This window comes from Moraxella sp. K1664 (assembly GCF_039693965.1).
Taxonomy (GTDB): Bacteria; Pseudomonadota; Gammaproteobacteria; order Pseudomonadales; family Moraxellaceae; genus Moraxella.
Genome location: NZ_CP155576.1, coordinates 633,216 through 658,233, shown reverse-complemented (window position 1 = coordinate 658,233; position 25,018 = coordinate 633,216). Strand labels below are relative to the sequence as shown.

Here is a 25,018-nt window from a genome sequence, read left to right as displayed (position 1 = left end):
TGATTTGGGGTGGGTTAAATATGAATTGTGATGTTGATAACAAGATGACTACACAAGAGTTTTTAGCAATGCTTCAAAATTCTGATAAAGATAAAAGGACTGAGTTGATAAATGGTCAAATGGTGCAAATTGCACCCATGAAGCCACGCCAAGCCAAATTGATTGTTAATTGTGCAAATTTAATCACCACACATCTTTACAATCAAAAAAGTTCATGTTTTTGTTTTACTAAAATGATTTGCAAAATTGATGAGCATAATTGCCCCCAACCTGATATTTTGGTGGTGTGTAATGACAGCGTGCATGGCGAATTGTTGGCGCATCCTACGGTGGTGGGCGAGATTTTTTCATCAAATCGTAGCAACGACATGAAAAAATTGGCACGTTACAAAAAATGCCCGTCCATTTTTGAGATTTTGATGATTGAACAAAACAAAATGCAAATCACGCTCCACAAAAAAACAAAATGGGGCAATGGTCGTATGAGACTTATCATGCAGGCGAGCGTATTTATTTAGACAGCATTGAATTTGACTGTTTGGTGGATGAGATTTATCATTCGGTTAAATTTGCCAAATAACCCATGAAAGTTTCTAATTAAAACCCATGATACCTTTTACTGATTTTCATCAGCTATTTACACAGACCATCATCAAGCGTGGGCAAGCCTACCATGCTTCTGATAATGTGCTGTCTTTGCAACATGATGGCGATGGGTATTACATGGCGGTGGTGCGTGGCAGTCGCCGTTATCAGATGAGAGTGGCGTTATCACACCCAAAGGATGAGCTGTGCATTGAATCATTGACCTGTAATTGTGAATACTGGGATAACTGCAAACACATGGTGGCGGTGCTATATGCCATGAAGGAGAGTCTAGATGACATCACGTCGTGCTTGTCATCAAAAGAGCGGGGAGCGTGTTCGGTAGTGGCTGATGATTTTTATGAGAGCATGGGGCGTTACGATAAAGATGAACTCATTGATTTTATTAAATCATTAGACAGAAAATATCAGCATGTTCGTGATGATTGGGTGCTGTTTTGTGCCAATCATCAAGGCGAGCAGTCGCATGATATAACTGAGCAAAAGCTCCTGATTACACTCAGTAAGCAGGTCAATGACATCTTATCGATGGTGGATGTTCGTGATTATGAAGAGTTTGTTTTTGATGATGCAAGTTTGGCACTGATGCAACTGATGGCACAAGTTACTAAGCCATCAGACCAAGTGGCTTTATCCTTGATATGGATTGATAAGGTGCTGGCATTGTTTGATGAGATGATGGTTGATGCCGAGGTTGAGTGTTCGCTCAATTACTGCTTTGGGGTGTTGGCAGAGCATTTGTTTGGCGGTTTTGACTATGAGCCAAGCTGGGGTTATCGTCCTGTTTTGTATCAGTCGTCGGGGTCATCAAAACTGGATAAGACCCTGATGTCAGCACAAGCATGGGCACAGACTTACGTTCGCAGGCAGTATGAATTTTATCCAAATATTGAGCGGTTTTATTTTGATTGCTTATGGGCAAAGGGCGAGCAAGATGGGGCGATGGCATACCTAGATGGACTTATCACGCAGGCTCAGCGATTGGGTCATCATGATGTGGACGCTTTGATATTAAGTAAAATTGCCATTTATGATGCGTTGGGCAAAGACAGTGATGCTCTGGTGGGGCAATATGATGCTCTTGCCAAAGTTAGGATTCATCAAGCCTTGCAAATGGCGGACAGTGGCAATGCCGACAAAGCCATGGATGGTCTAAAAGATGCCATCAGTAGCACAGACAGTCATCAAGATAGGCAAAGTTTTTATATTTGCTTGTTTGAGCTTGCCAAATCACACCGTCATTTGCCTTATCTGCACGAAGCTGGTCGGACATTGGCATTGACTTGGTGTTATAATCAGCACCGTATTAGTGATGAGTATTTGGATGAATACCAAAGCTGTTTTGATGATAAGACATGGCAAGACATCTCTCGGGCGTGGCATGATGAGCTGTATCAGACCATCCAAGATAAGGATGACATCAAGGTACGTCAGTTGGCACATTTGTACGATAGACAGCAAGACATCAAAGGGCTTAGCGACCTGTTGCGTATGTTTGGCGATGTGGATTTATTAACCTATTATATCCAGACATTAAGCCAAGACAAGGACAATCACGACTGGCTGGCGATGGTGTTTTATGAGCATTGGCAGACGGTTGTGGGCAGTTTGTCAGGGCGAAAGGCTTATCGTGATTTTGCTCGGCAGGTTAAAAAAGTCACCAAGTGTCTGCCTGGCCATCATGGGCGGTGGCAACAGATGGTGGATGAGTGGCTGGCGACATATCGCACCAAACCCAGACGTCCTGCTTTGGTCGAAGAGTTGCTTGCCATCTATGGATAAGGGTTGAAACGTATCGGAAAAACCCTTTTTCACGACCCTTTATTTTACGGCACCATTTAACAAGGAAGACATTCATCATAAGGAAAACCCATGTTTCACACCCTAAAACACGCTTGGGCAAAGCACCGCCTACCTGCCAACTCCCCTTATCTGCCCCTATACGAACCGCACCCTGATGAGCTTGTGAGTTTTGACTGTGAGACCACCAGCCTTAACGTCAAAGAAGCCCATATCATCTCTATCGGAGCGGTTAAGATTCGGGGTAATCGCATTTTGACAGACGAGTCTTTTTATGTGCTGGTTAAACCCGAAGGCATCATGAGTGCCACCAATGTAACGATACACGGACTACGCCCCAAAGATTTAAAGGACGGGCTGGACACCGAAACGGCGATACGGCAGTTTTTGGACTTTGTCGGTGGGCGGACGCTTGTGGGCTATTTTTTGGAATATGACGTGGCGATGGTCAATAAATTTTTAAAACCGATGGCGGGGATAACCCTACCCCAAAAACAAATAGAAATATCAAGGATTTACCACGCCCAAGAGACTCGCCATAAATATTATGATGCCGAGATTGACCTAAAAATGGCAACGATGGTAAACGCCTTAGGCATTCCCGACCTGCCACGCCATGATGCTCTAAACGATGCCATCAATGTGGCGATGATGTATTTGGCGTTAAAACATCGGCGGGTTTGATGATAGTCATTCTTTTTATTAACAAAAAAATTTTTGTATAGACTATTGCAATTGCTCACAGTTGTGCTATTCTAAATCAAGGTGCAAAAAACACCCGTAATTTGCAAGGAAGCAATGAATTATTCAAGGGAGAAAACCCACCAAAATCTGCTTTCTTTGCTTTTTCATCTATTTTGGAGAAAGCAATGTCAGAAACTTCAAATAACACTCACACCACAACAAACACCCCACCACCCAATGCCCCAGCAGATGCCCAAGGCTATTGGCGTGCCAACGTGCGTATCATCATCGGCTGTTTGGTCGTTTGGGCGGTCGTCTCGCTCGGTTTTGCCATTATCCTACGTCCTGCCTTGATGGGCATTCGCTTTATGGGGACAGATTTGGGGCTGTGGTTCGGTCAGCAAGGAGCGATTTTGACCTTTGTCGCCTTGATTTTCTTTTATGCGTGGCGAATGAATAAATTGGACAAAAAATATGGCGTTGAGGAGGACTAAGTATGAGTCAATTTGCCATTAACTTGATTTTTGTGGGGCTGTCCTTTGCCCTGTATTTTGGGATTGCCATTTGGGCAAGAGCAGGCTCAACGAAGGAATTTTATGTCGCAGGTGGCGGTGTTCACCCTGTGGTAAACGGCATGGCGACAGGGGCGGACTGGATGAGTGCCGCATCCTTTATCTCGATGGCGGGCATGATTGCAATGGGCGGTTATGCAGCGTCTGCTTATCTTATGGGCTGGACGGGTGGGTTTGTCTTGCTTGCTTTGCTACTTGCTCCGTATTTGCGTAAATTTGGTAAATTTACCGTACCTGACTTTATCGGCGACCGTTTTTATTCAAAACCTGCTCGCTTGATTGCGGTGGTCTGCCTGATCCTAGCGTGTACCACTTATGTCATCGGGCAGATGACAGGGGCAGGCGTGGCGTTCTCTCGCTTTTTGGAAGTGGATAAAAACACAGGGCTTATCATCGCCGCTGTTGTCGTGCTGTTCTATGCGGTGCTTGGTGGCATGAAAGGCATTACCTATACGCAGGTGGCCCAGTATGTCGTACTCATGATTGCGTATATCGTTCCTGCGATTTTTATCTCTCTTAACTTGACAGGCAACCCTATGCCTGCCCTTGGTATGTTTGGCACGGTAGAAGGTGGCGAAACCATGCTTACCAAGCTCGATGGTCTGATTACCGATTTAGGCTTTGCCGCTTATACTGCCGATGTGCCTGATAAGCTCAATATGTTCTTATTGACTTTGTCGCTTATGATTGGCACGGCAGGTTTGCCCCATGTTATTATCCGCTTTTTTACAGTAAATAAAGTCTCGGACGCTCGTTCATCGGCAGGTTGGACGCTCGTGTTTATCGCACTGCTATACACCGCCGCCCCTGCCGTGGGTACGATGTCTCGCATGAATTTGGTGGATACTGTGTATCCAAATGGCACGCAGTCTGCCCCCATTGAGTACGAAGCTCGCCCTGAGTGGATGAAAAACTGGGAGCAAACAGGTCTTTTAAAATTTGAAGACAAAAATAATGATGGCAAAATTGACTACTATAACGACAAGTCAAAAGACGAAGCCTTCCTTGCCGCTGCCGAATCCAAAGGTCTAAAAGGCAATGAGCTTGACGTAAACAACGACATCATGGTACTTGCCAACCCTGAGATTGCCAACTTGCCACCATGGGTTATCGGTCTCATCGCGGCAGGGGGTATCGCTGCTGCTCTATCTACCGCCGCAGGTCTACTACTTGCCATCTCGTCTGCCATCTCGCACGACCTAATTAAGATGGTTATCAAGCCTGATATTAGCGATAAGGGCGAACTCAATGTCGCTCGCGTCTCGATGATTGTGGCGATTGCGATTGCAACATGGCTTGGCATGAATCCCCCTGGGTTTGCCGCCCAGACGGTTGCCCTTGCCTTTGGTATTGCAGGTTCGTCCTTGTTCCCTGCACTCATGATGGGTATTTTCTCAAAACGCATCAACGACAAAGGGGCGGTGGCAGGTATGCTGGCAGGTCTTATCGTAACGTGCGTGTACATTTTCCTATTCAAAGGCTGGTTCTTTATCCCTGGTACTAATATGCTTGCCGATGACACATCAGGTTGGATTATGGGGATTAGTCCGCTAGGCTTTGGTCCAATCGGAGCGTTGATTAACTTCGTGGTTGCCTTTGCTGTGTCATACATGACCGCACCGCCATCACAAGAGATTCAAGACTTGGTTGAAAGCGTGCGTTATCCAAAAGGAGCGGGTGCTGCTGTTGACCACTAATCGGCTCTCGTCAAAAACTGCTTAAAATCTCGGTTTTAGGCAGTTTTTTATATGGATTTGATTTATAATGATAAAAATTTGGGTGTTGTTCAATGCGATAATGTTGAGTTTGGGCACTGTGTGCAACTCTATTTTTTAAAATATATTTTAAGAGATTTCCTGCAAAACCCTGAATTAAGGAAAACCGTTCGTGGTGAGCTTGTCGAACCATAACGGTTTTCCGCCACCCGCAGGCATAGCTCAGATACCATGATACCCCACCTAAGTCAATGGTTTTTTAAGTATCTGGTATCTAGTATCTTACAAACTAACTTAAAGATACTTGTTGCTCAAAGGATGTTTGGGTTTTGATAACACCAAAACAGATATGTACCAATTTACGCATACAAGCACATAAGGCTTGCATTTTGGTTTTACCGTTTTGTTGTAATCGTTCATAAAATGCCTTAATGGTGCTATTATAACGAATGGCACTCATTGCAGACATATACAGCTTAGCACGCAAAGAGACTTGCCCTTGTTTGGACAGTTTGGTTGCTCCCTTAAAGACACCTGACTGTCTTTGTTTGGGTATTAAGCCTAAAAACGAAGCCATCTGTGAGGCTTTTTTAAATTGTTTGGTATGTATTAAGCATACCACTTCTTTGGCAATAACAGAACCAATACCGTCAATGGTTTCAAGTAAGGTTTTGTCTTGCTTTAAACTTGGTTGTTTGTCAACAAAGTCATCAATGTCTTTGGTGAGTTTGGCAATTTCCTCTTGAAGGACACTGATGACTGTTTGCATGGATGCTTTAACCAAATCGGGCAGATTGGGTGATAAGAGCAACTCTTGTCGGTTTTGCTCTCGTTGCAAATCTTCTTTGAGTGCTTCTAAGCGAGCCAATAGAGCTTTTAGCTGTTTGGCTTCAATGCTAGGTGCTACCCAAACCTCAGGCTTGTGGCTATAACCATACCTTGATAAAATAATGCTGTCTTTTTTATCAGTTTTATGGATTACCCCCAAACTGTCTGCAAATTTGCGGACATAGTTAGGATTGACAATGCTTTGCTTGATATTATTATCATCAAGAAACTCACTTAGGTGTTCATGATAAACCCCTGTTGCTTCTAGGATGATGTGTAGCTCATCAAGATGATTGCTGACATTGGTTTTTAACCAAGCAAGCAGTAAATCAAAGCCTGCTTTGTTGTTGTTAAAAACCTTGGTTTTTACTTTATTTGTGCTTGGGTTTATAAATGCAACATCAAACTTTGCTTTGCTGATGTCTATGCCAATATAGTGTATCATCTGTCTCTTGCCTTGTTTATGCAGTGTCTGTTTTAATAAACGCACTTAGATACCATTCAGAGTTAAGATGACAAGCAAAGGACACCATCTGAGCACCAGTGTTAAGACACTAAGGGCGAACCCGTGTTCTCTTTGCTTGTATAACCCAACAACATTCTAGCAGATAATCTAGGTTTGGTGTTGGGTTGATACAAGGGCGAACGGAAAACTGGTTTTGCAGGAAGTTTAAGGAAAAAAACATGATGTTTTGGGATATTACGGCAATGATTTTTGCAGGCTTTTTATTTGCAGGGCTTGCCATGCCGATTAAGATTTTTTATAAAAAAACGCCAAAATGGTTCATTCCTGTCATGGCAGGGCTTGGCATGATGAGTTATCAGGTGTACAGCGAATACCAGTGGTTTAATGACACCAGTGCCAAATTGCCCGATGGGAGCGTGGTGGTGGCAAGCGTGCCAAAGACAACGTGGTTTCGTCCGTGGTCGTACATTAAGCCCCAAGTTTTTCAATTTGTGGTGCTAGATACCGCCAATGTCATAAGCATTGATGAAACAACCAAACAAGCTCAGGTGTATTTTTTTGAAAGACGATTACCTGCCCAAAAATTGGACGTGCTGTTTGACTGTCAAAAGGGCGTGCAAAGTTATGTGATGAATCGTGATTTTAGCCGTCTTAATTGGCAAAAACTGGACTATACTGATAAGGCGGTGGGGCTGGTGTGTCGCTAGATTAGGGCGAAACAGGAAAAGGGGAAAACACAAGCGGTCTTGATTTTACTGATAAATCCATGTCTAAATGACTTGCCATTAAGACATGGATTTTAAATTGAGCGGTCTTCATTGTGATAAGAGCTTGGCAAAACCTAGTCCCTGTCCATCATCAAATCACGGTGTTTTGGCAGGTGTGGACGTATCAGCCACAGGCACATCTAGGCGTAATTGGTCACGAGCTTCTTGTTGGGCGTGATAACCCAGTGCCAAGCTCGTGCAAAAAAATATGGTGGCAAGGATGGCGGTGGTGCGAGTGAGAAAGTTTGCCGAACCTGCCGCCCCAAACACCGTACCTGCCGCCCCAGAGCCAAAGCTTGCCCCTGCATCCGCCCCTTTGCCGTGCTGAATGAGTATGAGACCTGATAAGGCAATGGCGACAATGATGTGAATGGCTAAAATAAATGTAAACATGGTGTTCTCGTTATTTTGATTGGCTAAATGCGTGGATAATGGCGGTAAAGCTGTCAGTTTTCAAGGAAGCCCCGCCCACCAATGCCCCGTCAATGACATTTGATTTGGCAAATTCGGGGGCGTTTTTGTCGTTCACGCTACCGCCATATAAAATGGGGGTGGTCATGCCAAACGCAGTCAATTCATCTTTGATAAAGCGGTGTGTTTTCTCAATTTCATCAAAAGTGGGGGTCAGTCCCGTACCGATTGCCCAAACAGGCTCGTAAGCGATGATAAGTTTGGTAACATTGGCATCTGCTTGATTTGCAAACGCCTTTAAAATGGCTAATTGGTTTTTTAAAATCTCAAAGGTATCGCCACGCTCGTACTCATCTTTGGTCTCGCCAATGCAGTAGATGACCGATAAACCGTGAGCAAAAGCGTGGGCGATTTTGGCGGATAAAATTTCGTCCGTCTCGCCATGATATTGGCGGCGTTCAGAATGTCCCACAAGGGTAAAACTCGCCCCCACGTCCGCCACCTGACAAGCTGACACATCGCCTGTAAACGCCCCTGTCTTTGCCGTCTTATGGGCAATGTCTTGTACGCCGAGCAGGATGCCGTCCGCCAAAGCTGATTTGATAGCTGATAAATGCACAAGGCTCGGCACCACGCCCACAGTACAGCCATCATTGGCAGGCAGGCTTGTGGCAAGGGCGGTCGCATCTGATACGGTGGCAGGGTTTAATTTCCAGTTGCCGATGACGTATTTTTGACTCATGGGATTTCCTGTGGCTCTATTGTAATTTTAACCTAGCAACATATTATAGCAAACATTCCCCAAAAAATCAGCACACAAATGATGGGCGGTATCATTGGCGGTGTTTTTCCGATAATCCCAAAACTTCGCCCTTTGGGTAAAATTTTATGGCAAAACCACAGCAAATTTTGTATTTTTGGAGTAAAATAAGCAAAAATATATGCAATTTTCACGCCAATTTTTCATGTTGGCAAATGATTTAGGAAAATATTATGTCCGCTCCGAATTTTGGTGGTTTGGCACACATTTTGGTGTCAAATGAGCTGGTCGCCCCTGATGCCATGACCAAGGCTCTGACCGAAGCCCAACAGCAAAATATGGCGATTGTGCCGTATTTGGTACAAAACAAAGTTGCCCCTGCCAATAAGATTGCCAGTCTGCTTGCTCATGAATTTGGCGACCCATTACTGGATTTGAATGCTTTATCTCAGGATAGTATTCCCAAAGATTTGGTGGATGAAAAAATAATTAATCAGTATGGGGCATTGCCACTCTTTAAACGGGGCAATAAACTCTTTGTGGGTTTGTCCGACCCCACCCGCTTAGATGCCATTGATGCCATTTCATTTAATGCCAAGCTGACCGTTGAGACCATTGTTATTGAAGAAGATAAACTCAAAAAAATGATTGAGAACGTCTACTCGGGTAGTGGCGGACTGGGTGACCTAGGCGATGTTGATCTGTCAGGGGACTTTGATGGTGGAGCAGGTGATGAAGACGATGAGGGTACTGACGTCAATTCAGGCGGTGGTGAAGATGCCCCTGTCGTTAAGTTTGTCAATAAAATGCTCCTTGACGCCATTCGCATGGGGGCGTCGGATTTGCACTTTGAGCCATATGAGAAATCTTACCGTGTGCGTTTTCGTGTGGATGGGGTGCTCCAAATCATCAATCGCCCACCAGTACAATTGGCAGGTAAAATCGCTGCTCGTCTTAAAGTCATGTCACAAATGGACATCTCCGAACGCCGAGCCCCCCAAGACGGTCGTATCAAGTTAAAAATCTCCAAGACCAAAGCCATCGACTTTCGTGTGAACTCATGCCCCACACTCTTTGGTGAGAAGCTTGTACTGCGTATTCTTGACCCGTCATCGGCGATGCTAGGTATTGATGCACTAGGCTATGAGCCTGACCAAAAAGAGCTGTTCTTAGAAGCTCTTGATAAACCCCAAGGTATGCTACTTATCACAGGCCCGACAGGTTCGGGTAAAACGGTATCGCTCTATACTGGTCTTAACATCCTGAACACGCCCGAGACCAACATCTCCACCGCCGAAGACCCTGTGGAGATTAACTTAGAAGGCATTAACCAAGTTAACGTAAACCCCAAAGTGGGCCTCACGTTCGCCTCCGCCCTAAAAGCGTTCCTGCGTCAAGACCCTGACATCGTCATGGTCGGTGAGATTCGTGATTTAGAGACTGCCGAGATTGCCATTAAAGCCGCCCAAACAGGTCACATGGTATTATCCACCCTGCACACCAACTCCGCTCCTGAGACCCTAACCCGTCTGCGTAACATGGGTGTTGCTTCCTTTAACATCGCCACATCGGTAAACTTAGTCATCGCCCAGCGTCTGGCTCGCCGTCTGTGTAAATCATGCAAACGCCCAACCAACGTACCTAAGCAGAGCCTGCTAGAAATGGGCTTTACTGAAGAAGACCTTGCCAACCCTGATAACGTCATCTATGAGCCAGTAGGCTGTTCTGAATGCCGTGAAGGCTACAAGGGACGTGTGGGTATCTATGAAGTGATGAAAATCTACCCAAGCATTTCACGGATTATCATGGAAGACGGTAATGCCATTCAAATCAAAGACGAAGCGATGAAACACGGTTTTCGTGATTTGAGACGTTCGGGTATCATGAAAGTCTTACAAGGTACGACCAGTATCCAAGAGATGTATCGGGTAACTTCTGAATAACATCACTTAAACAAAAGCCCTTGTATATTCAAGGGCTTTTTGATTGATAAAAATAAGGGCAAAAAACAAGGGCAATCCTGAACCGACCCCCAAATCTTAGACATAAGATTAAAGGTTAGGTTGTTGCAAGTGGTTGTATTAACCCTAATTGGACTAAGTTTCTGTACTTAACAGGACTTAGTCCTTTTAATTTGCTCTTTATTCTATCATGATTGTAGTAGTGTATGTACTCATCAATCACTTGTTTAAGTTCATCTGTTGATGTAAATGTGGTTGTCTCATAAAATATCTCTTGTTTTAGCGTACCAAAGAAGCTCTCTATCACAGCATTATCCAAACAATTGCCTTTTCTTGACATGCTTTGGGTTAAGCCTTGTTCTTTTAGGGTTTGTTGATACTGGTGCATTTGATAGTGCCAGCCTTGGTCTGAATGAATGATGAGCTTGCTATTTTTATTGCTCTTATCATATCTATCTGCACCACCTAACTTTAATAAAGCATCATCTAACATCTCTTTAACCAATGCGTATATTGGTCTATCCTTTATCGTGTACACTCTACAAAATGAAAAAGTGCTACAGTTTCCGTTCGTGGTGAGCCTGTCGAACCATGACGGAAACCGACCCTTCGACGAGCTCAGGGAGAACGGTTTCCGTGGCAAAATTCAAATTTGTTAGCTGTAAGTACAGTAAGTACAATTTTCTTTGAATGACACTGCCATCATTTGCCTTGTCTTGTACTTTAAACTCGGTGATGTCTGTTGCCCACTTTTGATTGGGTTTGTCTGCTTTAAAGTCTCTTTTGAGTATATTGTCCTGAATGGTATCTTTGCCCATTGTGCCTTTGTAAGTATTAAACTTACGTTGACGACGAACCAATGCTTTGAGTCCAAGTTTAGCCATCAGTCGTTGCACTCGTTTATGATTAATGACCATGCCTTTTTGGGCAAGCTGATTGTTAAGCTCTGATGTGATTCTACGATAACCATACCTGCCCTTGTGTTGGTGGTAGATGTGGTTAATGTGTTCTTTTAAGTCAAGGTCTTTGTCAGGCTTTGTACTTTGACGAATGTGGTAATAAAACACACTTCTTGGCAAGTTTGACACTGCCAATAAGTCAGCAAGTTTGTGCTTATGCCTTAATTCTTGGATGATCAGGACTTGTTCTTTGTTTGTACTGATTGTTCCTTTTGACGAATTAAGGCATCTAGCTTTTTTAGATAGTCATTCTCTGCTCTAAGATAGGCAAGTTCATCAAGCAAATCATCCACACTTTTTTCGTGGTCTTGTTTGGTTTTCCAAGTTGATTTGGTTTTATTAGCGTTGTGTTTGTTTGACATTGCTTTTTTGCCTTTGGGTTTGGGTATTAGTCCCATTATACCAAAGGCTTGGTAGGACTTTAACCAAGTTGACAGTAAAGAAGGTTGTGGCAGATTAAGCTCTATGGCAAGTTGTGTAAGCGATTTGCCCTGTTGTATGGCTTGAACGGCATTAAGCTTAAAATCTGTGTCATAGACAGCCTTTGTGTGTCGTCTTTTTATGCCATCAATGCCATGTGCTTGATAGAGTTTAACCCATAGCTCTACGGTTGTGTGGTTTAGATTAAAGTGTTTGGCGGTTTGTTTGTAGCCATGATGATTAAGATAATACCCAATCACAGACAGTTTAAAGTCGGTTGTGTATTTTGCCATAAAAAGCACCCCAAAGGTTAGTGTGTCTAACTTTTGGGGTGCGGTTCAATATATTGCCCTTATTTTTGGTCAGTTACCAGCCTTTGACCACACCGTCTTTAAATTGGTTTTTGGCTTCGGCTTCCACTTCATCAGACTGATAGGCTTGAACGAAGTTTTTGATAGCGTCCGAGTCTTTGTTATCGGCACGGGCAACGATGATGTTCACATAAGGCGAATCTTTGTCTTCAACAAACACGCCGTCATTGGCGGTTAAGCCCACTTGACCGGCATAAGTGTTGTTCACCACCGCCAAATCCACGTCATCTAAGGCACGAGCGGCGACTGATGTATCCACTTCTTTGATTTCAAGTTTTTTGGGGTTTTCTACGATGTCAAGCGATGTTGAGAATAGGTTGGTGTTGTCTTTTAGCTTGATAAGCCCTTGTTTTTCAAGCAAAATCAATGCACGAGCTAGGTTTGACGGGTCGTTTGGCACCGCCACGATAGCACCGTCTTTAAGCTCGCTTATGCTTTTGATTTTTTTAGAATAGCCTGCCAGTGGATATACGAATGTATTGCCTACGATGACCAGATTATCCAGTTTTTTCTCTTGGCTGTCTTTGTCAAGATAGGGCTTGTGTTGCATGGCGTTGGCGTCTAGGTCGCACTTGGAGACAGCGGTGTTGGGCAGGGCGTAGTCGTTAAACTCAACGTATTCTACCACCAAACCATATTTTTCTTTGGCGACTTTGGCAGCCACTTCGGCAACTTTATGTTCAGGCCCGCTCATCACGCCCACTTTGATTTTGTTGGGGTCGCCAGCAGGGCAAGCGGTCGTGGTTGCCGTTGTGGTTTGGGCGGTTGTGTCGGTTTTGGTGTCGGTTTGGGCAGGTTTGTCGCCACCACAGCCGACTAGGGCAATGCCTGATGCTAAGGCACACAGACCAAAAAATTTGTTTGCTTTCATAAGAGTTCTCTGTTTAAAAAGGAATGATATTTATCTGTTTGTCAATTTAAAATCATTGGGCTTCTTGCAAAACTTAGAATTAAAGAAAACCGTTCGTGGTGAGCTTGTCGAACCATGAAAAGGTTTTCTTTCACCCGAAGGCATAGCTTAGAGCGAACGGAAAACCTAGTATTGCAAGAAGTCTATTAAATTTATCAAATGACAAAATCATGACAACAATAAATTTTAGCATATTAAAGCAAAAAATTAGCCAAACTTCAATATGAATTTTGGCTAAAATTTTGACAAAAGGTTATGCCATTTTGGCATATCATCTATGGTCAAACCGCTCGGCAAGCATATCCCCTGCCTTTTGGCATATCATGACAATCGCCACGATGATGACGGTTGCTATCCATTTGACATAGACCATGCCACGATGCTCGCCATAGCTGATTGCCAGATTACCCAGACCGCCACCGCCCACCACGCCTGCCATTGCCGAATAGCCGATGAGCGAGACGAGCGTGAGCGTTATGGCGTTGATGAGTATGGGTAGGCTCTCGGGAAAGTAGTATTTTGTGATGATTTGCCAGTTGGTCGCCCCCATGGCGTGAGCCGATTCGGTCAAGCCCGTGGGAATCTCGGCTAAGGCGTTGGCGGTAAGCCTTGCCACAAAAGGAATGGCGGTCATGGCAAGCGGGACAATGGCGGCGGTCGTCCCCAAGGTCGTCCCCACAATCAGACGAGTAAAGGGCAGCAAAATAATGAGCAAAATGATGAACGGCACCGACCGCCCCACGTTGATAACCACGTCCAATATGGCAAATAAGGGCTTGTTTGCCAAAATCCGCCCCTTGCCCGTCAAAAATGCCAAAAACCCAAGCGGTAGCCCCACCAGCACCGATATGGCGGTAGAGACCAGCCCCATATAGACCGTCTCGTAAGTGGACTTATAGACCATTTGCCACATTTGGGGGGTCAGCTCGCTCATAAAGCCTTGATAAATCTCATGCCACATAGCCTAACACCTCAAATCCAACATGATGTTCTGTAAAAAACGCCAACGCCTCCACGCACGCCGTCCGCTCGCCTATCATTTGGCTAATGGTTACGCCAAACTTGACACCGCCCACATAGTCCATTTGTGAAGTCAAAATGTTAAACGCCACGCCAAATCGCCGTGTCGCCTCCGAAAAAAGCGGACTGTCCACCGTTTTGCCACTAAATTCAAAGCGTATCACAGGATAAGTGCCGTCCGTCTCATGGGCGTGCAGGCGTGCCAAAAATTCATCAGGCAAGCTCACATGAAAAGTCGCCTTGATAAAGTCGTGAGCAAGCTCGGTTTGGGGATTGGCAAAAATCTGCCCCACCGTGCCTTGTTCCACCAACACGCCCTTGTCAATGACCGCCACTTTATCACAAATGCGTTTGACCACGTCCATTTCGTGCGTGATGAGCAGTATGGTAATGCCAAGTTCGCTGTTGATTTTTTTTAATAAATCCAAAATCGCCCCTGTCGTGGCAGGGTCTAAGGCACTGGTCGCTTCATCGCAGAGCAAAACCTTGGGGTCGGTTGCCAACGCTCGGGCAATGGCAACACGCTGTTTTTGACCGCCTGATAAGCTAGACGGATAGGCGTGATGACGCTCGGATAAGCCCACGAGTTCAAGCAAGGAGCTTACCTTTTGTTTGATAACGTGTTTGGGCGTGCCGGAGAGTTCAAGGCTAAGGGCGACATTATCAAACACCGTGCGAGATGAGAGCAGGTTAAACTGCTGAAAAATCATGCCGATATGACGGCGAGCCTTGATAAGGGCGGCGTTATCTAGGCTCATCAAGTCCACACCATCCACAAAAACGTGTCCTGTTGTGGGACGTTCTAAAAGATTAACACAGCGAATGAGCGTGGATTTGCCCGCTCCGCTTGCTCCAATCACACCAAAAATCTCGCCCTTTGCCACCGTCAAATCGGTCGGTTGTAGGGCGGTAAAGGTCGTGGGTTTGCCGTCTTTTTTTATGGCGAAAGTTTTGCTGACGCCTTGTAATCTTATCATAATGGGTAAATTTGGGGAAATTGGTTATTATAGCATGGATTGCTAAGACATTATGGCAAAAATTGATGAATTGGTGGGTTTGTGATGATAATTTGCCATGTGGGTGCTTGATGACTTATTGATATCAAAACCAATGTCAAAAATTGAAGTTTTTGTGTGGCGGATTGTCCAAAATTTACGCAAAATTACATTTTACTTAATGCATTCGCACAACCACGACAGTTGCAACAATGGTGTAACATTTTTAAAATTTCTAGGGTAAAGCATGCACAAGACCACCCATGACTTTACATTTTGTGGCTATCACGCACCCCAAAAATCCCCTATCATACACCCATCGCCAACGACAAATGAGTGCTAGATAAATGCTTGGCATCTGTTGGACTAAGATGATTAGCATGAGTGATGTAGCAGAGTTGGCATCGTAGGTAAGGTTGGTTTTGGATGATTTTGATGGTATTTGTGAGATGTTATTTTAAATAACATTTGATAAATCAACATTAACAGAAAATAGAGTTTCACTTTACCTAATTCAGCAAGTAACTAAGTAACATTAATCCATTTTTAATAAGGAATACACCATGAGTAACCATGACAATATCGACCGTGACGTTGTAAAAAACATGTCTGATGAGACCAAAGCAGACCTAAACGCTGACCCAATCACAGGCGAGCCGGGTTCACACCCAGTGGGTACAGCCGTTGGTGGTCTAGGTGGTGCAGCCGCAGGGGCAGCCATCGGTGCATTGGCGGGGCCGCTAGGGGCGTTGATTGGTGGTGCCGTGGGTGCTGTTGTTGGTGGTGGTGCAGGTAGTGCCGCAGGCGAAGCCTTTGACCCAACCGTAGAAGAAGCCTACTGGCGTGCTCACTATGCCGCATCGCCAAACTATGTGGCAGGCTATGACTATGACCGTGACTACCTACCTGCTTATGCCGTAGGTTATGCTAACCGTCCGCATTATCCTGCTGATGCTCGCTTTGAAGATCATGAGAGTGATTTGGAGCGTTCGTGGAATGAAGTCAAAGGCGAATCACGTCTGGCGTGGGAACAAGCCAAACTTGCTGCCCGTGATGCATGGTATCGTGTGAAAAACTAAGAAGTTAAATTTGCCCGATTAATTTTAATTAGGCTCATAAAATAAACCACCCAAAAGTTCTGCATTTGGGTGGTTTTTTGTGCTGTTTTATCATTGTAAATTTTGGTTATTGCCATTTCAAATTTTAAAAACATCCCCATTTATAAACCCATATTTACCAAAATATTTATCAAAATACTAATCAAATAAGGCACATCATGGCACACGAATACATCAGTATCAAAGGGGCAAAAACCCACAACCTAAAAGACATTAACGTGGATATTCCACGAGACAAACTGGTCGTGATTACAGGTTTGTCGGGTTCGGGCAAATCATCGCTGGCTTTTGATACGCTCTACGCCGAAGGGCAAAGACGTTATGTGGAGAGCCTGTCCGCTTATGCTCGCCAGTTTCTATCACAAATGGAAAAGCCTGATGTAGATAGCATCGAAGGCTTATCCCCTGCCATTGCCATTGAACAAAAATCAACCAACCACAACCCCCGCTCCACAGTCGGCACGATTACCGAAGTGTATGATTATTTGCGTTTGTTGTTCGCTCGTGTCGGCACGCCCCATTGTCCTGAACACGGTTTGCCTATGGTTGCCCAAACAGTGAGCGAAATGGTGGATGATATTCTTGCCAAACCTGACGGCACTCGGCTCATGCTCCTTGCCCCTGTCGTGCGTGAGCGTAAGGGTGAGCATATCGCCCTGTTGGAGAGCTTGCAGGCACAGGGTTTTACCAAAGTTCGCATTGACGGTACGGTATACGACATGGACGAGCTACCAACCCTTGCCAAAACGCACAAACACACCATAGACATGGTGGTGGATAGATTTAAGGTGCGAGATGATTTGGGTAACCGAGTGGCGGAGAGTTTAGAGACCACGTTACGGCTCGGCTCGGACATTGCAATTTTGCACAACATGGACGATGAGAGCGAGACGGTGCTGTCTGCCAAGCACTCTTGCCCTGCCTGCGATAGGGCGGTGAGTGAGTTGGAGCCACGCCTGTTTAGCTTTAACAATCCTGCTGGGGCGTGTCCGTCCTGCGATGGTCTGGGTAAACGCCAGTATTTCTCTGCCGAACGTATCGTTACCGAACCTGCCAAATCCTTAAATCAAGGGGCGATACACGGTTGGGACAAACGCCATGCGTATTATTTTGGGCTACTGACAACCGTTTGCACGCATTTTGGCATTGACATGGATAAGCCGTGGCAAGACTTAACCAAAAAAGAACAAACCATTATCCTAAACGGCTCGGGCAAAGAAAAACTGACCTTTAATTTTACCGATGAGCGTGGGCGTAAAACGACCAAAACCGTGCCATTTGAAGGGATTTTGCCGTACCTAGAACGCCGTTATCACAGCACCACAAGCAACATCGTGCGAGATGAGCTTGCCCAATATTTATCTGACACCACTTGTAATGTCTGTAATGGCGTTCGCCTAAATGATATCGCCCGCAGTGTCAAAGTGGACGGACGGGGCGTGGGCGACATCATTCATCTGCCGATAGGGCAAGCGTGGGAGTATTATAAAAACCTGCACATCGGCGGACACAAAGGCGAAGTGGCGGATAAGATTTTTAAAGAAATTCGTGAGCGTTTGGGCTTTTTGACCAAAGTGGGACTAGAATACCTAACCCTTGCCCGCTCTGCCGAGACCCTATCGGGTGGGGAAGCCCAGCGTATCCGTTTGGCAAGCCAAATCGGAGCAGGGCTTATGGGGGTCATGTATGTGCTAGATGAGCCGTCCATTGGCTTGCACCAACGAGACAATGACCGCCTGTTATCCACGCTCACGCACCTACGAGACCTAGGCAATACCGTCATTGTCGTGGAGCATGACGAAGATGCCATTCGCACCGCTGACCATATCATTGATATTGGCGTGGGGGCAGGCGTGCATGGGGGGCGTGTGATTGCCACAGGGACGGCGGACGAGATTGCCAGTAACGATAACTCATTGACAGGGCAATATTTATCGGGCAAAAAACGCATTGAGATTCCCAAAATCCGCCACAGTGCCAAGACAGGCGAGATTAAAAAAGGCAAAAAAACCGTTACCGAACCCCTGTATATCCGCCTAGACGGAGCCAAGGGCAATAATTTAAAAAATGTAAACCTAGCCATTCCAATCGGTGTGATGACCTGTATCACAGGCGTGTCGGGTTCGGGCAAATCCACGCTCATCAACCGCACGCTCATGCCACTGTCCGCCACGCACCTAAATAACGCCACCACGCTTGTACCTGAGCCTTATGATAAAATCACAGGGCTTGAACACCTTGATAAAATGGTGGACATAGACCAGTCGCCAATCGGTCGCACGCCACGCTCCAACCCTGCCACTTATACAGGCGTGTTTACGCTCATCAGAGACCTATTTACCCAAACCCCCGAAGCTCAGGCAAGGGGCTATAAGGCAGGGCGGTTTAGTTTTAACGTCAAAGGCGGTCGCTGTGAAGCCTGTCAAGGGGACGGCATGATAAAGGTAGAAATGCACTTTTTGCCCGATATGTATGTGCCGTGCGATGTCTGTCATGGCAAACGCTACAACCGTGAGACCCTAGAAGTCCACTACAAGGGCAAATCTATCTCGGACGTGCTGGACATGACGGTAGAAGATGCCTTGGCGTTTTTTGAAGCAATCCCTGCCATTCATCGTAAATTAGAAGCTCTCATGCAAGTGGGTTTGGGCTACATTCAGCTTGGGCAATCCGCCACGACTTTATCAGGGGGCGAAGCCCAAAGGGTCAAACTTGCCAAAGAGCTTGCCAAACGGGACACAGGGCAAACCCTGTATATCCTAGATGAGCCGACCACAGGACTGCATTTTGAAGACATCGCCAAACTGCTTGACATTCTGCACGCCCTGCGTGATAAGGGCAATACGGTGGTGGTCATTGAGCATAATTTGGACGTCATCAAGACCGCTGACCATATCGTGGATTTGGGTTATGAAGGTGGCTCAGGTGGGGGTGAGATTGTCGCCACAGGCACGCCCGAACAAGTGGCACAAGACGAAAAGTCGCATACGGGGCGGTTTTTGAAAATGGTGCTGGATAAGGGCTGATGAAAAAATCCAAACTGCTTAAACTCACCCTAACCGCCTTGGCACTGTTATTGATACCAAGGCGAAGTAGTCCCAATCCGCCAAAAAGGTAGCTCATGTATTTATTTGACACCCACACCCATTTTGACGTACCCGAATACGATAATAAGCGAGATGATTATAATCACACCGCCTTTGCTCATGGCGTGCGTCATGTGGTGCTTATCGGCTATTTGGCAAAGTATTTTGACAGAATGAGACAGGTCAAGCATTATGCCGACACCCATTACCCAATCAAGCACCATTTAGCGTGTGGCTTGCACCCGTTATATATCAAAGAGCATGGCGATGATGATTTAATTCTTTTGGATAATTATCTAAAAAAATATCCCAACATTGCCATTGGCGAGATAGGGCTTGATACTTATCCTGACGAATTAAAACGGGCGGATAGTTATGATAAACAATGCCGTTTTTTTATAGAACAAATCGGCTTATCAAAAACGCATGATTTACCCATTTTATTGCACATTCGTAAATCGCACGCTGACACCCTAAAACTTTTAAAAGCACAAAAATATAACGCCCATAATCAAGGCGGTATTGCTCACAGTTTTAGCGGTGGCGAAAATGAAGCATTGCATTTTGCCAAATTGGGTTTTAAAATTGGCATTACAGGACAAATCACCAACCCCAATGCCAAAAAATTACGCCAAGCGGTAAAAACGGTGTTTGATAAAATTGGCATATCTGCTTTTGTGATTGAAACCGATTGCCCTGATATGAATCCTATTCCTGCTCAAACTGGCGGTAATTATTTTAATGAACCCAAAAATTTGATTTATGTTTTAGATGAATTGGCGGTATTATTTAATATGGATAAAGAGACTTTGGCATATAAACTTTGGCAAAACAGCAATGACGCATTTAAAACTAATTTTGAATATCATTAAATGATTTTTTAATGGGTTTTTCCGTTCGTGGTGAGCTTGTCGAACCATGACGAAAAACCGTTTTACCCTTCGACTTAGCTCAGGGCGAACGGTTTTTTTAATTCGCTTAATTTATTTAAAAATCAATAAAATTTAAAGAGTAAAATAAAATGACCAACCGCAGATTTACAGGCACACGCACGCTATATCAAGATGATTTTGATAAATTTGCCAATGCTCACGTTATTATCATCGGTATTGGTGGCGTGGGGTCGTGGGCGACAGAAGCCCTTGCTCGCACTGGCGTGGGCGAGCTGACGCTCATTGACATGGATGTGCTGGTGGAGAGCAATGTCAATCGCCAACTGCCCGCCCTAACCGACACCTTTGGCGAATCCAAAATCGGCGAGATGACAAAACGGGCGGTAGGCATTAACCCCAATATCAAAATCAATGTTATTGATGAATTTATCACGCCTAATAATATTCATGAATTATTACCCACTATTGAAACCATAAAAGACTACAAAGCCAAAAAAAGACCGCTTGTTATATTGGACTGTGTGGACGATATGAATGCCAAATTGGCAATCGCCCTATATTGCCGATTTAATAAAGTCAAGCTCATCATCTCAGGCGGAGCAGGGGGAAAAATTGACCCCTTGCAAATAAAAGTGAGCGATTTAAAAGATGTGTATCAAGACCCCTTACTTGCCAAATTACGCCAACACCTAAGAGATAAAAATATCAATAAATCTTTAAAAGAAAAGTTTGGCATGAAATGCGTCTATTCGTCCGAACCTTTAAAACTTGCCAATGCTTGCGAGAGCGGACTTAACTGTGGTGGTTATGGCTCGGCAGTAACGGTAACGGCAAGCGTAGGCATGATAATGGCAAGCGAATGCTTAAAGATGATTGGTAATTTTTAATTTTATCTGTTATCATTTTATTTGGTTAATAAACTCACAAAAAACGAAGTTATCTTATGAAAATTTTACAATCCAAACATTATCGTCCTAGAAAGGTCATCACTGAAATATTTAGGGATAATCAATATCAAATTACTTCCCAAGATTTAGACCATGCTGTTTCTACTTATGATAATCCTTATAATGAATTATTAGATTCATTATTACCCAGTGTTGATTTTCATGATATGGTGATTAAAAAAGACAAATTGGTGGATTTTATTAAATGCACCGATTATCACCCTGTGGCATTTGATAAAAAAAGCCATGTTTTTTATGAAAATGAATTGTGTTACTTTTATGAAAAATACGAATTATTTATCATTGCCAAAGAAAATCTAAGCAATGAATACGACAAAACCATTTTTGAATCGGGTTTTTTAAAGGTAAATCGTATTTTTTATGACCCAACCAATGAAAATGCCCTAACTAATATCCGTGCCTTTTTTAATGAGTATTTGGAAAAATATATCTCAAAAGACAGCAAGGTATTGCTATTATTAAAAGAAGGGCGAGATTTGGTATTTAGACACCAAAGTATTAAACCTTATACGCTCGACTTGCAGACAATGTATAATGACGACTTTTTGCCAACTCATCATAAAGTCAAAGATGAATTGGCACAAGGCAAAAAAGGCGTGGTATTATTGCACGGCTTGGCAGGGACGGGCAAGACCAATTATATCAAATGGCTCACCGCCCAAATTCCTGATAAGGATTTTATCTTTGTGCCAAATAATATGATTGGCGAGCTTGCCAAACCTGAATTTATGAGTATGCTTATTGAACAAAAAAATTCGGTGTTGGTATTAGAAGACTGTGAAAACTATATTGCCGAGCGTGTGGGCGGTGGCAATCAAACGGACGTGGTGGGGATTATTCTCAATATCGCTGACGGGATATTGTCAGACGTATTAGAGTGCCAGTTTATTTGCACCTTTAATGCTGATTTAATGGATATTGACCATGCCTTATTAAGACGTGGGCGACTCATTGCCGAATATCAATTTGGTAAATTATCCATTGAAAAATGCAATGCTTATCTAAAATCCATTGGCAAAAACATCACGGTGGATAAAGAGATGACCCTTGCCGAATTAACCCACATTGACGAAAAAGAATATAAAGCGGTTGATGATAAAAAAGTAGGGTTTGGGTTTGTTTAAATCTATTGGTTATAATGATTTTAAATAGATGAATAAGGGTAAATTAAATTTGCCCTTATTTTTATTTTTAAAAATATGTTAATTACCCTTAATAAATACCATCATATCCATAACGCTGATTATTCACCTGAGTAGCAAAAGTCATGCCATAGCGTAAATGGGTGTTATCATGCCATTTATAAACAAAGCTGTATGGTTTATAAAATTGATGTGTGTCATACATCAAACTTAAATGCAGTCGCTCTAAATCGCTAATGTCTTCGGTGATAAGTCGGTCATTATCAAGATAAATAAAATGGCATTGCGACTGTGCGTGTGGCGTGGTAAAAATTTGCTCGCTAAAATGATAATGGCAATATACCGCTTTATCCTGTCCGATATTGGGCGGGGCATAGCTGATATAATCCACGTCATCAGGAATGTGAGATGTTAATTTGGGATTGATGTGCTTGGCGTGATATTTAAGATTGGATATATGACAATTATCTGACGATGAATGCGTACTTTGGATTTGATTAAATTCATCTTGGATTGTTTGAATGATTTGTTTGTCGCCAATCACATCAAGGGCAGGCATATCAAAATCATGATTGGTCATATAATCCGCCCCATGTTTTAGGGCAATCTTACTTAACTCTTTGTGCGTACACATATCATAGCTGATGTGGGTGAATTGGCTTTGATTATTGGATAATAAAATCATGGCGGTAATCGCCATACATGATAAGATGATAAGTAAGGGGGTGATAAATTTCATGATTGGTAATTTTTTAATTTATCCTAAATTAGCCAAACAATTCTGTCAAGGGTGGGCGTGCCTGTTTAAACGGATATTTTCATTACAAAAATTGAGTTAAAGTGTTAAGTTTTGACCTTACTTTATAAAAATGTTATCAATGGCAGGCATGCTCTAATCATGAACAGGCTCTTAAAGTCATAAATCGCCATGCTCTCATACCTTACCATGCCTTAATAAATAAGATGGCAGGCGGGGCGGTCTAAGGTATGAAAAATAACCACCGTTCGGCTCATGACTTCCTAGCCTGCTAAAACTGATACATGATTCAAATTTGAATCATCTAGTTAGATTGCCCCAATCTAAGCCTATCTAAATTTGACTAACCAAATAAGCCAACTTCAATCCGCCATTGATACGGATAAACCCCAATCGCTCATAATATTGGGCTAACTGCTTATCTTTGGCATCTATCATGGCGAACGCCACACCGCTTTGGGTGCTGATATTTTTAATGCGTTCTAGGGCGTTTCTAATGGCGTGTTTTGATAGCCCCTGCCCTTGATAATCCTTGCTTACCCCAATCCGCCCTATGATGACAATGGGAATTTGTTTGGGATAGCCTTTTATGGTGGCGTTGTCAAAATGGGCGTTGGATAGGGTGTAAAACGCCTTGATAACGCTGTCATCTGCCAATACATGAACCCTTGCTACGCCCTTTTTGTGGTGCTGGCTTGCCATTGTCTGCAAATAGCGGTTAATGTCATCTTGTCCACAATCAAAGGCGGTGCGGTCGTGGTGCTTGTCTAATGGCTCAAACATGGCTATCCCCAAACAACAAGGCTCTTGCCTTTGGGTTAGGTTTTGGGGGGTTATCCAGTAGGCTCATCAAATGCCGTGTTTCATCATCACTTAGGCGGATTTCATCGCCATTTAAGCCGTGTTGGTCTAACACCTGCCAAATATCATCATAATCTTTGGCTAGCATTTCCTGCACCGTTAAACCCTGCTCATGGGCTTTGGCAATAATGGCTTGTTCGATGTGTGGTGGTAAATCTATAATCATGGTTAATCCTTAAAATAATTCGCCATGACTGCCCAACCTTGCCAATGACAAATATTCATCATCTTTTGGTGGATAAGTAGTAAGTCGGGCTTGATGTGACATTCTCTAAACCCCTTGTAATTACCAATTAAATCATGGTCTTTGTATTTTGGCGGTAAAGGTTTGTTGTTCAGTAGCAAATAAAGCACTTCTATCAAAGCGGTATCAAGCTCGCCATGCTTTTTAAAGTCTCTTTTAAAGGCGTTTGAGCGTTGTAATTTAAGCGTTCAAATCCGCCATAAGTTCATCAAGCGTATCAAATTGCTTGCCCTGCCCCGCCACAAGCTCATCTATGGCTTGTTTGGTTTCGCTGTTTGGCATATAGGCAAACTCTAAGGCTTTTTCATAAACGCTATTGACACAAAACTGCTCAACACTAATGCCCTGTACGTTGGCAATACGCTCGATGATGTGAGCGGTGGTCGGTGGTAGGTCAATAATCATGGTTAATCCTTGTGTGGTACGTATCCATTATAAATTTAATCACACGACCAATCAAGGCATTTTTCTCAATCTAGGGGAAAACGTGGGGAAAATGGCGTAAAGCCTTTATTTATAAGGCTTGCAGGGGTTTTTGGTTTATTTCCCCCATTTCTGGGTTTTTATTTTTATTTTTGGCGGTGTATTTGTACAAGTTTATGATTTTATTAGGCTTATTTGGCGTGCATTTGTCATTAGGCTGCAAGCATTTAATGGCGGTATCTGTAAGGCTTATTGTTGGTATATTGTGATGGCAAACTCAA

25 protein-coding genes and 2 pseudogenes are annotated in these 25,018 nt (G+C 43.9%); 13 read left to right on the top strand and 14 right to left on the bottom strand.

All coding sequences use genetic code 11. The features are described from left to right. The first annotated feature begins 20 nt into the window (after positions 1 to 20). The 6 genes from AAHK14_RS03490 to AAHK14_RS03465 all read left to right on the top strand — a co-directional run bounded on the left by AAHK14_RS03490 (position 21) and on the right by AAHK14_RS03465 (position 5,572). Positions 21 to 518 carry a Uma2 family endonuclease gene (locus tag AAHK14_RS03490; RefSeq protein WP_065256280.1) on the top strand — a complete coding sequence of 166 codons (498 nt, stop codon included), beginning with the start codon at positions 21 to 23 and terminating at the stop codon, positions 516 to 518. A gap of 88 nt (positions 519 to 606) precedes the next feature. Further along, entirely contained in the window at positions 607 to 2,388 is a 1,782-nt protein-coding gene (locus AAHK14_RS03485) for a hypothetical protein (RefSeq protein ID WP_065256281.1), read from the top strand. 90 nt (positions 2,389 to 2,478) lie between these two features. Continuing rightward, positions 2,479 to 3,090: a 3'-5' exonuclease gene (locus tag AAHK14_RS03480; RefSeq protein ID WP_065256282.1), complete on the top strand. Its 612-nt coding sequence runs from the start codon at positions 2,479 to 2,481 to the stop codon at positions 3,088 to 3,090. Positions 3,091 to 3,275: 185 nt separating this feature from the next. Beyond that, positions 3,276 to 3,584, top strand: coding sequence for a DUF4212 domain-containing protein (locus AAHK14_RS03475; protein ID WP_065256283.1), 309 nt, complete (start codon positions 3,276 to 3,278; stop codon positions 3,582 to 3,584). Between the two features lie 2 nt (positions 3,585 to 3,586). After that, complete coding sequence (locus tag AAHK14_RS03470) at positions 3,587 to 5,359, top strand: sodium:solute symporter family protein (RefSeq protein WP_065256284.1); 1,773 nt, start codon at positions 3,587 to 3,589, stop codon at positions 5,357 to 5,359. Positions 5,360 to 5,410: 51 nt separating this feature from the next. Continuing rightward, a complete protein-coding gene (locus tag AAHK14_RS03465) occupies positions 5,411 to 5,572 on the top strand; it encodes a hypothetical protein (protein WP_194109167.1) in 162 nt (53 codons plus the stop codon). 94 nt (positions 5,573 to 5,666) lie between these two features. On the opposite strand, the gene AAHK14_RS03460 is transcribed toward AAHK14_RS03465, so the two are convergent. Continuing rightward, positions 5,667 to 6,695: an IS110 family transposase gene (locus AAHK14_RS03460; protein ID WP_083108321.1), complete on the bottom strand. Its 1,029-nt coding sequence runs from the start codon at positions 6,693 to 6,695 to the stop codon at positions 5,667 to 5,669. A gap of 194 nt (positions 6,696 to 6,889) precedes the next feature. On the opposite strand from AAHK14_RS03460, the gene AAHK14_RS03455 reads away from it, so the two are divergent. Beyond that, entirely contained in the window at positions 6,890 to 7,378 is a 489-nt protein-coding gene (locus tag AAHK14_RS03455) for a hypothetical protein (RefSeq protein ID WP_083108077.1), read from the top strand. Between the two features lie 156 nt (positions 7,379 to 7,534). On the opposite strand, the gene secG is transcribed toward AAHK14_RS03455, so the two are convergent. Beyond that, positions 7,535 to 7,831: a preprotein translocase subunit SecG gene (gene secG, locus AAHK14_RS03450; RefSeq protein WP_062498374.1), complete on the bottom strand. Its 297-nt coding sequence runs from the start codon at positions 7,829 to 7,831 to the stop codon at positions 7,535 to 7,537. 10 nt (positions 7,832 to 7,841) lie between these two features. Next, entirely contained in the window at positions 7,842 to 8,591 is a 750-nt protein-coding gene (gene tpiA, locus AAHK14_RS03445) for a triose-phosphate isomerase (RefSeq protein WP_065254884.1), read from the bottom strand. A gap of 251 nt (positions 8,592 to 8,842) precedes the next feature. On the opposite strand from tpiA, the gene pilB reads away from it, so the two are divergent. Next, on the top strand, positions 8,843 to 10,552 hold the full coding sequence (gene pilB / locus AAHK14_RS03440) for a type IV-A pilus assembly ATPase PilB (protein WP_065254883.1): 1,710 nt from the start codon (positions 8,843 to 8,845) through the stop codon (positions 10,550 to 10,552). A gap of 115 nt (positions 10,553 to 10,667) precedes the next feature. Here the strand turns inward: pilB and AAHK14_RS03435 are convergent. From AAHK14_RS03435 to metN, 6 genes and pseudogenes are all read right to left on the bottom strand, one after another. Beyond that, positions 10,668 to 11,105 (bottom strand): annotated as a pseudogene (locus AAHK14_RS03435) (IS3 family transposase); the annotation flags it as partial. Positions 11,106 to 11,127: 22 nt separating this feature from the next. After that, positions 11,128 to 11,637: an IS3 family transposase gene (locus AAHK14_RS03430; RefSeq protein ID WP_346818202.1), complete on the bottom strand. Its 510-nt coding sequence runs from the start codon at positions 11,635 to 11,637 to the stop codon at positions 11,128 to 11,130. A 68-nt stretch (positions 11,638 to 11,705) separates the two neighbouring features. Further along, positions 11,706 to 12,242 (bottom strand): helix-turn-helix domain-containing protein, encoded by a 537-nt coding sequence (locus AAHK14_RS03425; protein WP_065256690.1) that lies wholly within the window; start codon positions 12,240 to 12,242, stop codon positions 11,706 to 11,708. A gap of 73 nt (positions 12,243 to 12,315) precedes the next feature. Further along, entirely contained in the window at positions 12,316 to 13,191 is an 876-nt protein-coding gene (locus AAHK14_RS03420; RefSeq protein ID WP_065256637.1) for a MetQ/NlpA family lipoprotein, read from the bottom strand. A 310-nt stretch (positions 13,192 to 13,501) separates the two neighbouring features. After that, a complete protein-coding gene (locus AAHK14_RS03415; protein ID WP_065256636.1) occupies positions 13,502 to 14,191 on the bottom strand; it encodes a methionine ABC transporter permease in 690 nt (229 codons plus the stop codon). Then, entirely contained in the window at positions 14,181 to 15,227 is a 1,047-nt protein-coding gene (metN, locus tag AAHK14_RS03410) for a methionine ABC transporter ATP-binding protein MetN (RefSeq protein ID WP_065256635.1), read from the bottom strand. Before metN ends, AAHK14_RS03415 begins: the two co-directional genes overlap by 11 nt. 581 nt (positions 15,228 to 15,808) lie before the next feature. On the opposite strand from metN, the gene AAHK14_RS03405 reads away from it, so the two are divergent. The 5 genes from AAHK14_RS03405 to AAHK14_RS03385 all read left to right on the top strand — a co-directional run bounded on the left by AAHK14_RS03405 (position 15,809) and on the right by AAHK14_RS03385 (position 22,434). Then, the gene (locus AAHK14_RS03405; protein WP_065256634.1) at positions 15,809 to 16,324 is read left to right on the top strand and encodes a hypothetical protein; all 516 of its coding nucleotides are present in this window, start codon (positions 15,809 to 15,811) and stop codon (positions 16,322 to 16,324) included. Between the two features lie 197 nt (positions 16,325 to 16,521). Next, on the top strand, positions 16,522 to 19,389 hold the full coding sequence (uvrA, locus tag AAHK14_RS03400; RefSeq protein WP_065256633.1) for an excinuclease ABC subunit UvrA: 2,868 nt from the start codon (positions 16,522 to 16,524) through the stop codon (positions 19,387 to 19,389). A gap of 95 nt (positions 19,390 to 19,484) precedes the next feature. Beyond that, entirely contained in the window at positions 19,485 to 20,321 is an 837-nt protein-coding gene (locus AAHK14_RS03395) for a TatD family hydrolase (RefSeq protein WP_065256632.1), read from the top strand. A gap of 149 nt (positions 20,322 to 20,470) precedes the next feature. Continuing rightward, the gene (locus AAHK14_RS03390; protein ID WP_065256631.1) at positions 20,471 to 21,229 is read left to right on the top strand and encodes a tRNA threonylcarbamoyladenosine dehydratase; all 759 of its coding nucleotides are present in this window, start codon (positions 20,471 to 20,473) and stop codon (positions 21,227 to 21,229) included. A gap of 56 nt (positions 21,230 to 21,285) precedes the next feature. Beyond that, a complete protein-coding gene (locus tag AAHK14_RS03385) occupies positions 21,286 to 22,434 on the top strand; it encodes an AAA family ATPase (RefSeq protein ID WP_065256630.1) in 1,149 nt (382 codons plus the stop codon). 88 nt (positions 22,435 to 22,522) lie between these two features. Here AAHK14_RS03385 and AAHK14_RS03380 read toward each other — a convergent pair whose 3' ends face one another. From AAHK14_RS03380 to AAHK14_RS03360, 5 genes and pseudogenes are all read right to left on the bottom strand, one after another. Beyond that, positions 22,523 to 23,191, bottom strand: a complete 669-nt coding sequence (locus AAHK14_RS03380) for a hypothetical protein (protein WP_065256629.1) — start codon at positions 23,189 to 23,191, stop codon at positions 22,523 to 22,525. Positions 23,192 to 23,542: 351 nt separating this feature from the next. Continuing rightward, the gene (locus AAHK14_RS03375) at positions 23,543 to 23,992 is read right to left on the bottom strand and encodes a GNAT family N-acetyltransferase (protein WP_065256628.1); all 450 of its coding nucleotides are present in this window, start codon (positions 23,990 to 23,992) and stop codon (positions 23,543 to 23,545) included. Continuing rightward, positions 23,985 to 24,236, bottom strand: a complete 252-nt coding sequence (locus AAHK14_RS03370; RefSeq protein ID WP_065256627.1) for a DUF1778 domain-containing protein — start codon at positions 24,234 to 24,236, stop codon at positions 23,985 to 23,987. Before AAHK14_RS03370 ends, AAHK14_RS03375 begins: the two co-directional genes overlap by 8 nt. A gap of 9 nt (positions 24,237 to 24,245) precedes the next feature. Beyond that, positions 24,246 to 24,493: pseudogene (locus tag AAHK14_RS03365) on the bottom strand (type II toxin-antitoxin system YafQ family toxin); the annotation flags it as partial. A gap of 1 nt (position 24,494) precedes the next feature. Beyond that, positions 24,495 to 24,719, bottom strand: a complete 225-nt coding sequence (locus AAHK14_RS03360) for a hypothetical protein (RefSeq protein WP_065256626.1) — start codon at positions 24,717 to 24,719, stop codon at positions 24,495 to 24,497. Between the last annotated feature and the right edge of the window lie 299 nt (positions 24,720 to 25,018).

Excerpts from the sequence above, each read along its gene's own strand:
- AAHK14_RS03490 (WP_065256280.1), top strand. The coding sequence starts at position 21 with ATGAATTGTGATGTTGATAACAAGATGACTACACAAGAGTTTTTAGCA.
- AAHK14_RS03485 (WP_065256281.1), top strand. The coding sequence starts at position 607 with ATGATACCTTTTACTGATTTTCATCAGCTATTTACACAGACCATCATC.
- AAHK14_RS03480 (WP_065256282.1), top strand. The coding sequence starts at position 2,479 with ATGTTTCACACCCTAAAACACGCTTGGGCAAAGCACCGCCTACCTGCC.
- AAHK14_RS03475 (WP_065256283.1), top strand. The coding sequence starts at position 3,276 with ATGTCAGAAACTTCAAATAACACTCACACCACAACAAACACCCCACCA.
- AAHK14_RS03470 (WP_065256284.1), top strand. The coding sequence starts at position 3,587 with ATGAGTCAATTTGCCATTAACTTGATTTTTGTGGGGCTGTCCTTTGCC.
- AAHK14_RS03465 (WP_194109167.1), top strand. The coding sequence starts at position 5,411 with ATGGATTTGATTTATAATGATAAAAATTTGGGTGTTGTTCAATGCGAT.
- AAHK14_RS03455 (WP_083108077.1), top strand. The coding sequence starts at position 6,890 with ATGATGTTTTGGGATATTACGGCAATGATTTTTGCAGGCTTTTTATTT.
- secG (WP_062498374.1), bottom strand. The coding sequence starts at position 7,831 with ATGTTTACATTTATTTTAGCCATTCACATCATTGTCGCCATTGCCTTA.
- tpiA (WP_065254884.1), bottom strand. The coding sequence starts at position 8,591 with ATGAGTCAAAAATACGTCATCGGCAACTGGAAATTAAACCCTGCCACC.
- pilB (WP_065254883.1), top strand. The coding sequence starts at position 8,843 with ATGTCCGCTCCGAATTTTGGTGGTTTGGCACACATTTTGGTGTCAAAT.
- AAHK14_RS03425 (WP_065256690.1), bottom strand. The coding sequence starts at position 12,242 with ATGGCAAAATACACAACCGACTTTAAACTGTCTGTGATTGGGTATTAT.
- AAHK14_RS03420 (WP_065256637.1), bottom strand. The coding sequence starts at position 13,191 with ATGAAAGCAAACAAATTTTTTGGTCTGTGTGCCTTAGCATCAGGCATT.
- AAHK14_RS03415 (WP_065256636.1), bottom strand. The coding sequence starts at position 14,191 with ATGTGGCATGAGATTTATCAAGGCTTTATGAGCGAGCTGACCCCCCAA.
- metN (WP_065256635.1), bottom strand. The coding sequence starts at position 15,227 with ATGATAAGATTACAAGGCGTCAGCAAAACTTTCGCCATAAAAAAAGAC.
- AAHK14_RS03405 (WP_065256634.1), top strand. The coding sequence starts at position 15,809 with ATGAGTAACCATGACAATATCGACCGTGACGTTGTAAAAAACATGTCT.
- uvrA (WP_065256633.1), top strand. The coding sequence starts at position 16,522 with ATGGCACACGAATACATCAGTATCAAAGGGGCAAAAACCCACAACCTA.
- AAHK14_RS03395 (WP_065256632.1), top strand. The coding sequence starts at position 19,485 with ATGTATTTATTTGACACCCACACCCATTTTGACGTACCCGAATACGAT.
- AAHK14_RS03390 (WP_065256631.1), top strand. The coding sequence starts at position 20,471 with ATGACCAACCGCAGATTTACAGGCACACGCACGCTATATCAAGATGAT.
- AAHK14_RS03385 (WP_065256630.1), top strand. The coding sequence starts at position 21,286 with ATGAAAATTTTACAATCCAAACATTATCGTCCTAGAAAGGTCATCACT.
- AAHK14_RS03380 (WP_065256629.1), bottom strand. The coding sequence starts at position 23,191 with ATGAAATTTATCACCCCCTTACTTATCATCTTATCATGTATGGCGATT.
- AAHK14_RS03375 (WP_065256628.1), bottom strand. The coding sequence starts at position 23,992 with ATGTTTGAGCCATTAGACAAGCACCACGACCGCACCGCCTTTGATTGT.
- AAHK14_RS03370 (WP_065256627.1), bottom strand. The coding sequence starts at position 24,236 with ATGATTATAGATTTACCACCACACATCGAACAAGCCATTATTGCCAAA.
- AAHK14_RS03360 (WP_065256626.1), bottom strand. The coding sequence starts at position 24,719 with ATGATTATTGACCTACCACCGACCACCGCTCACATCATCGAGCGTATT.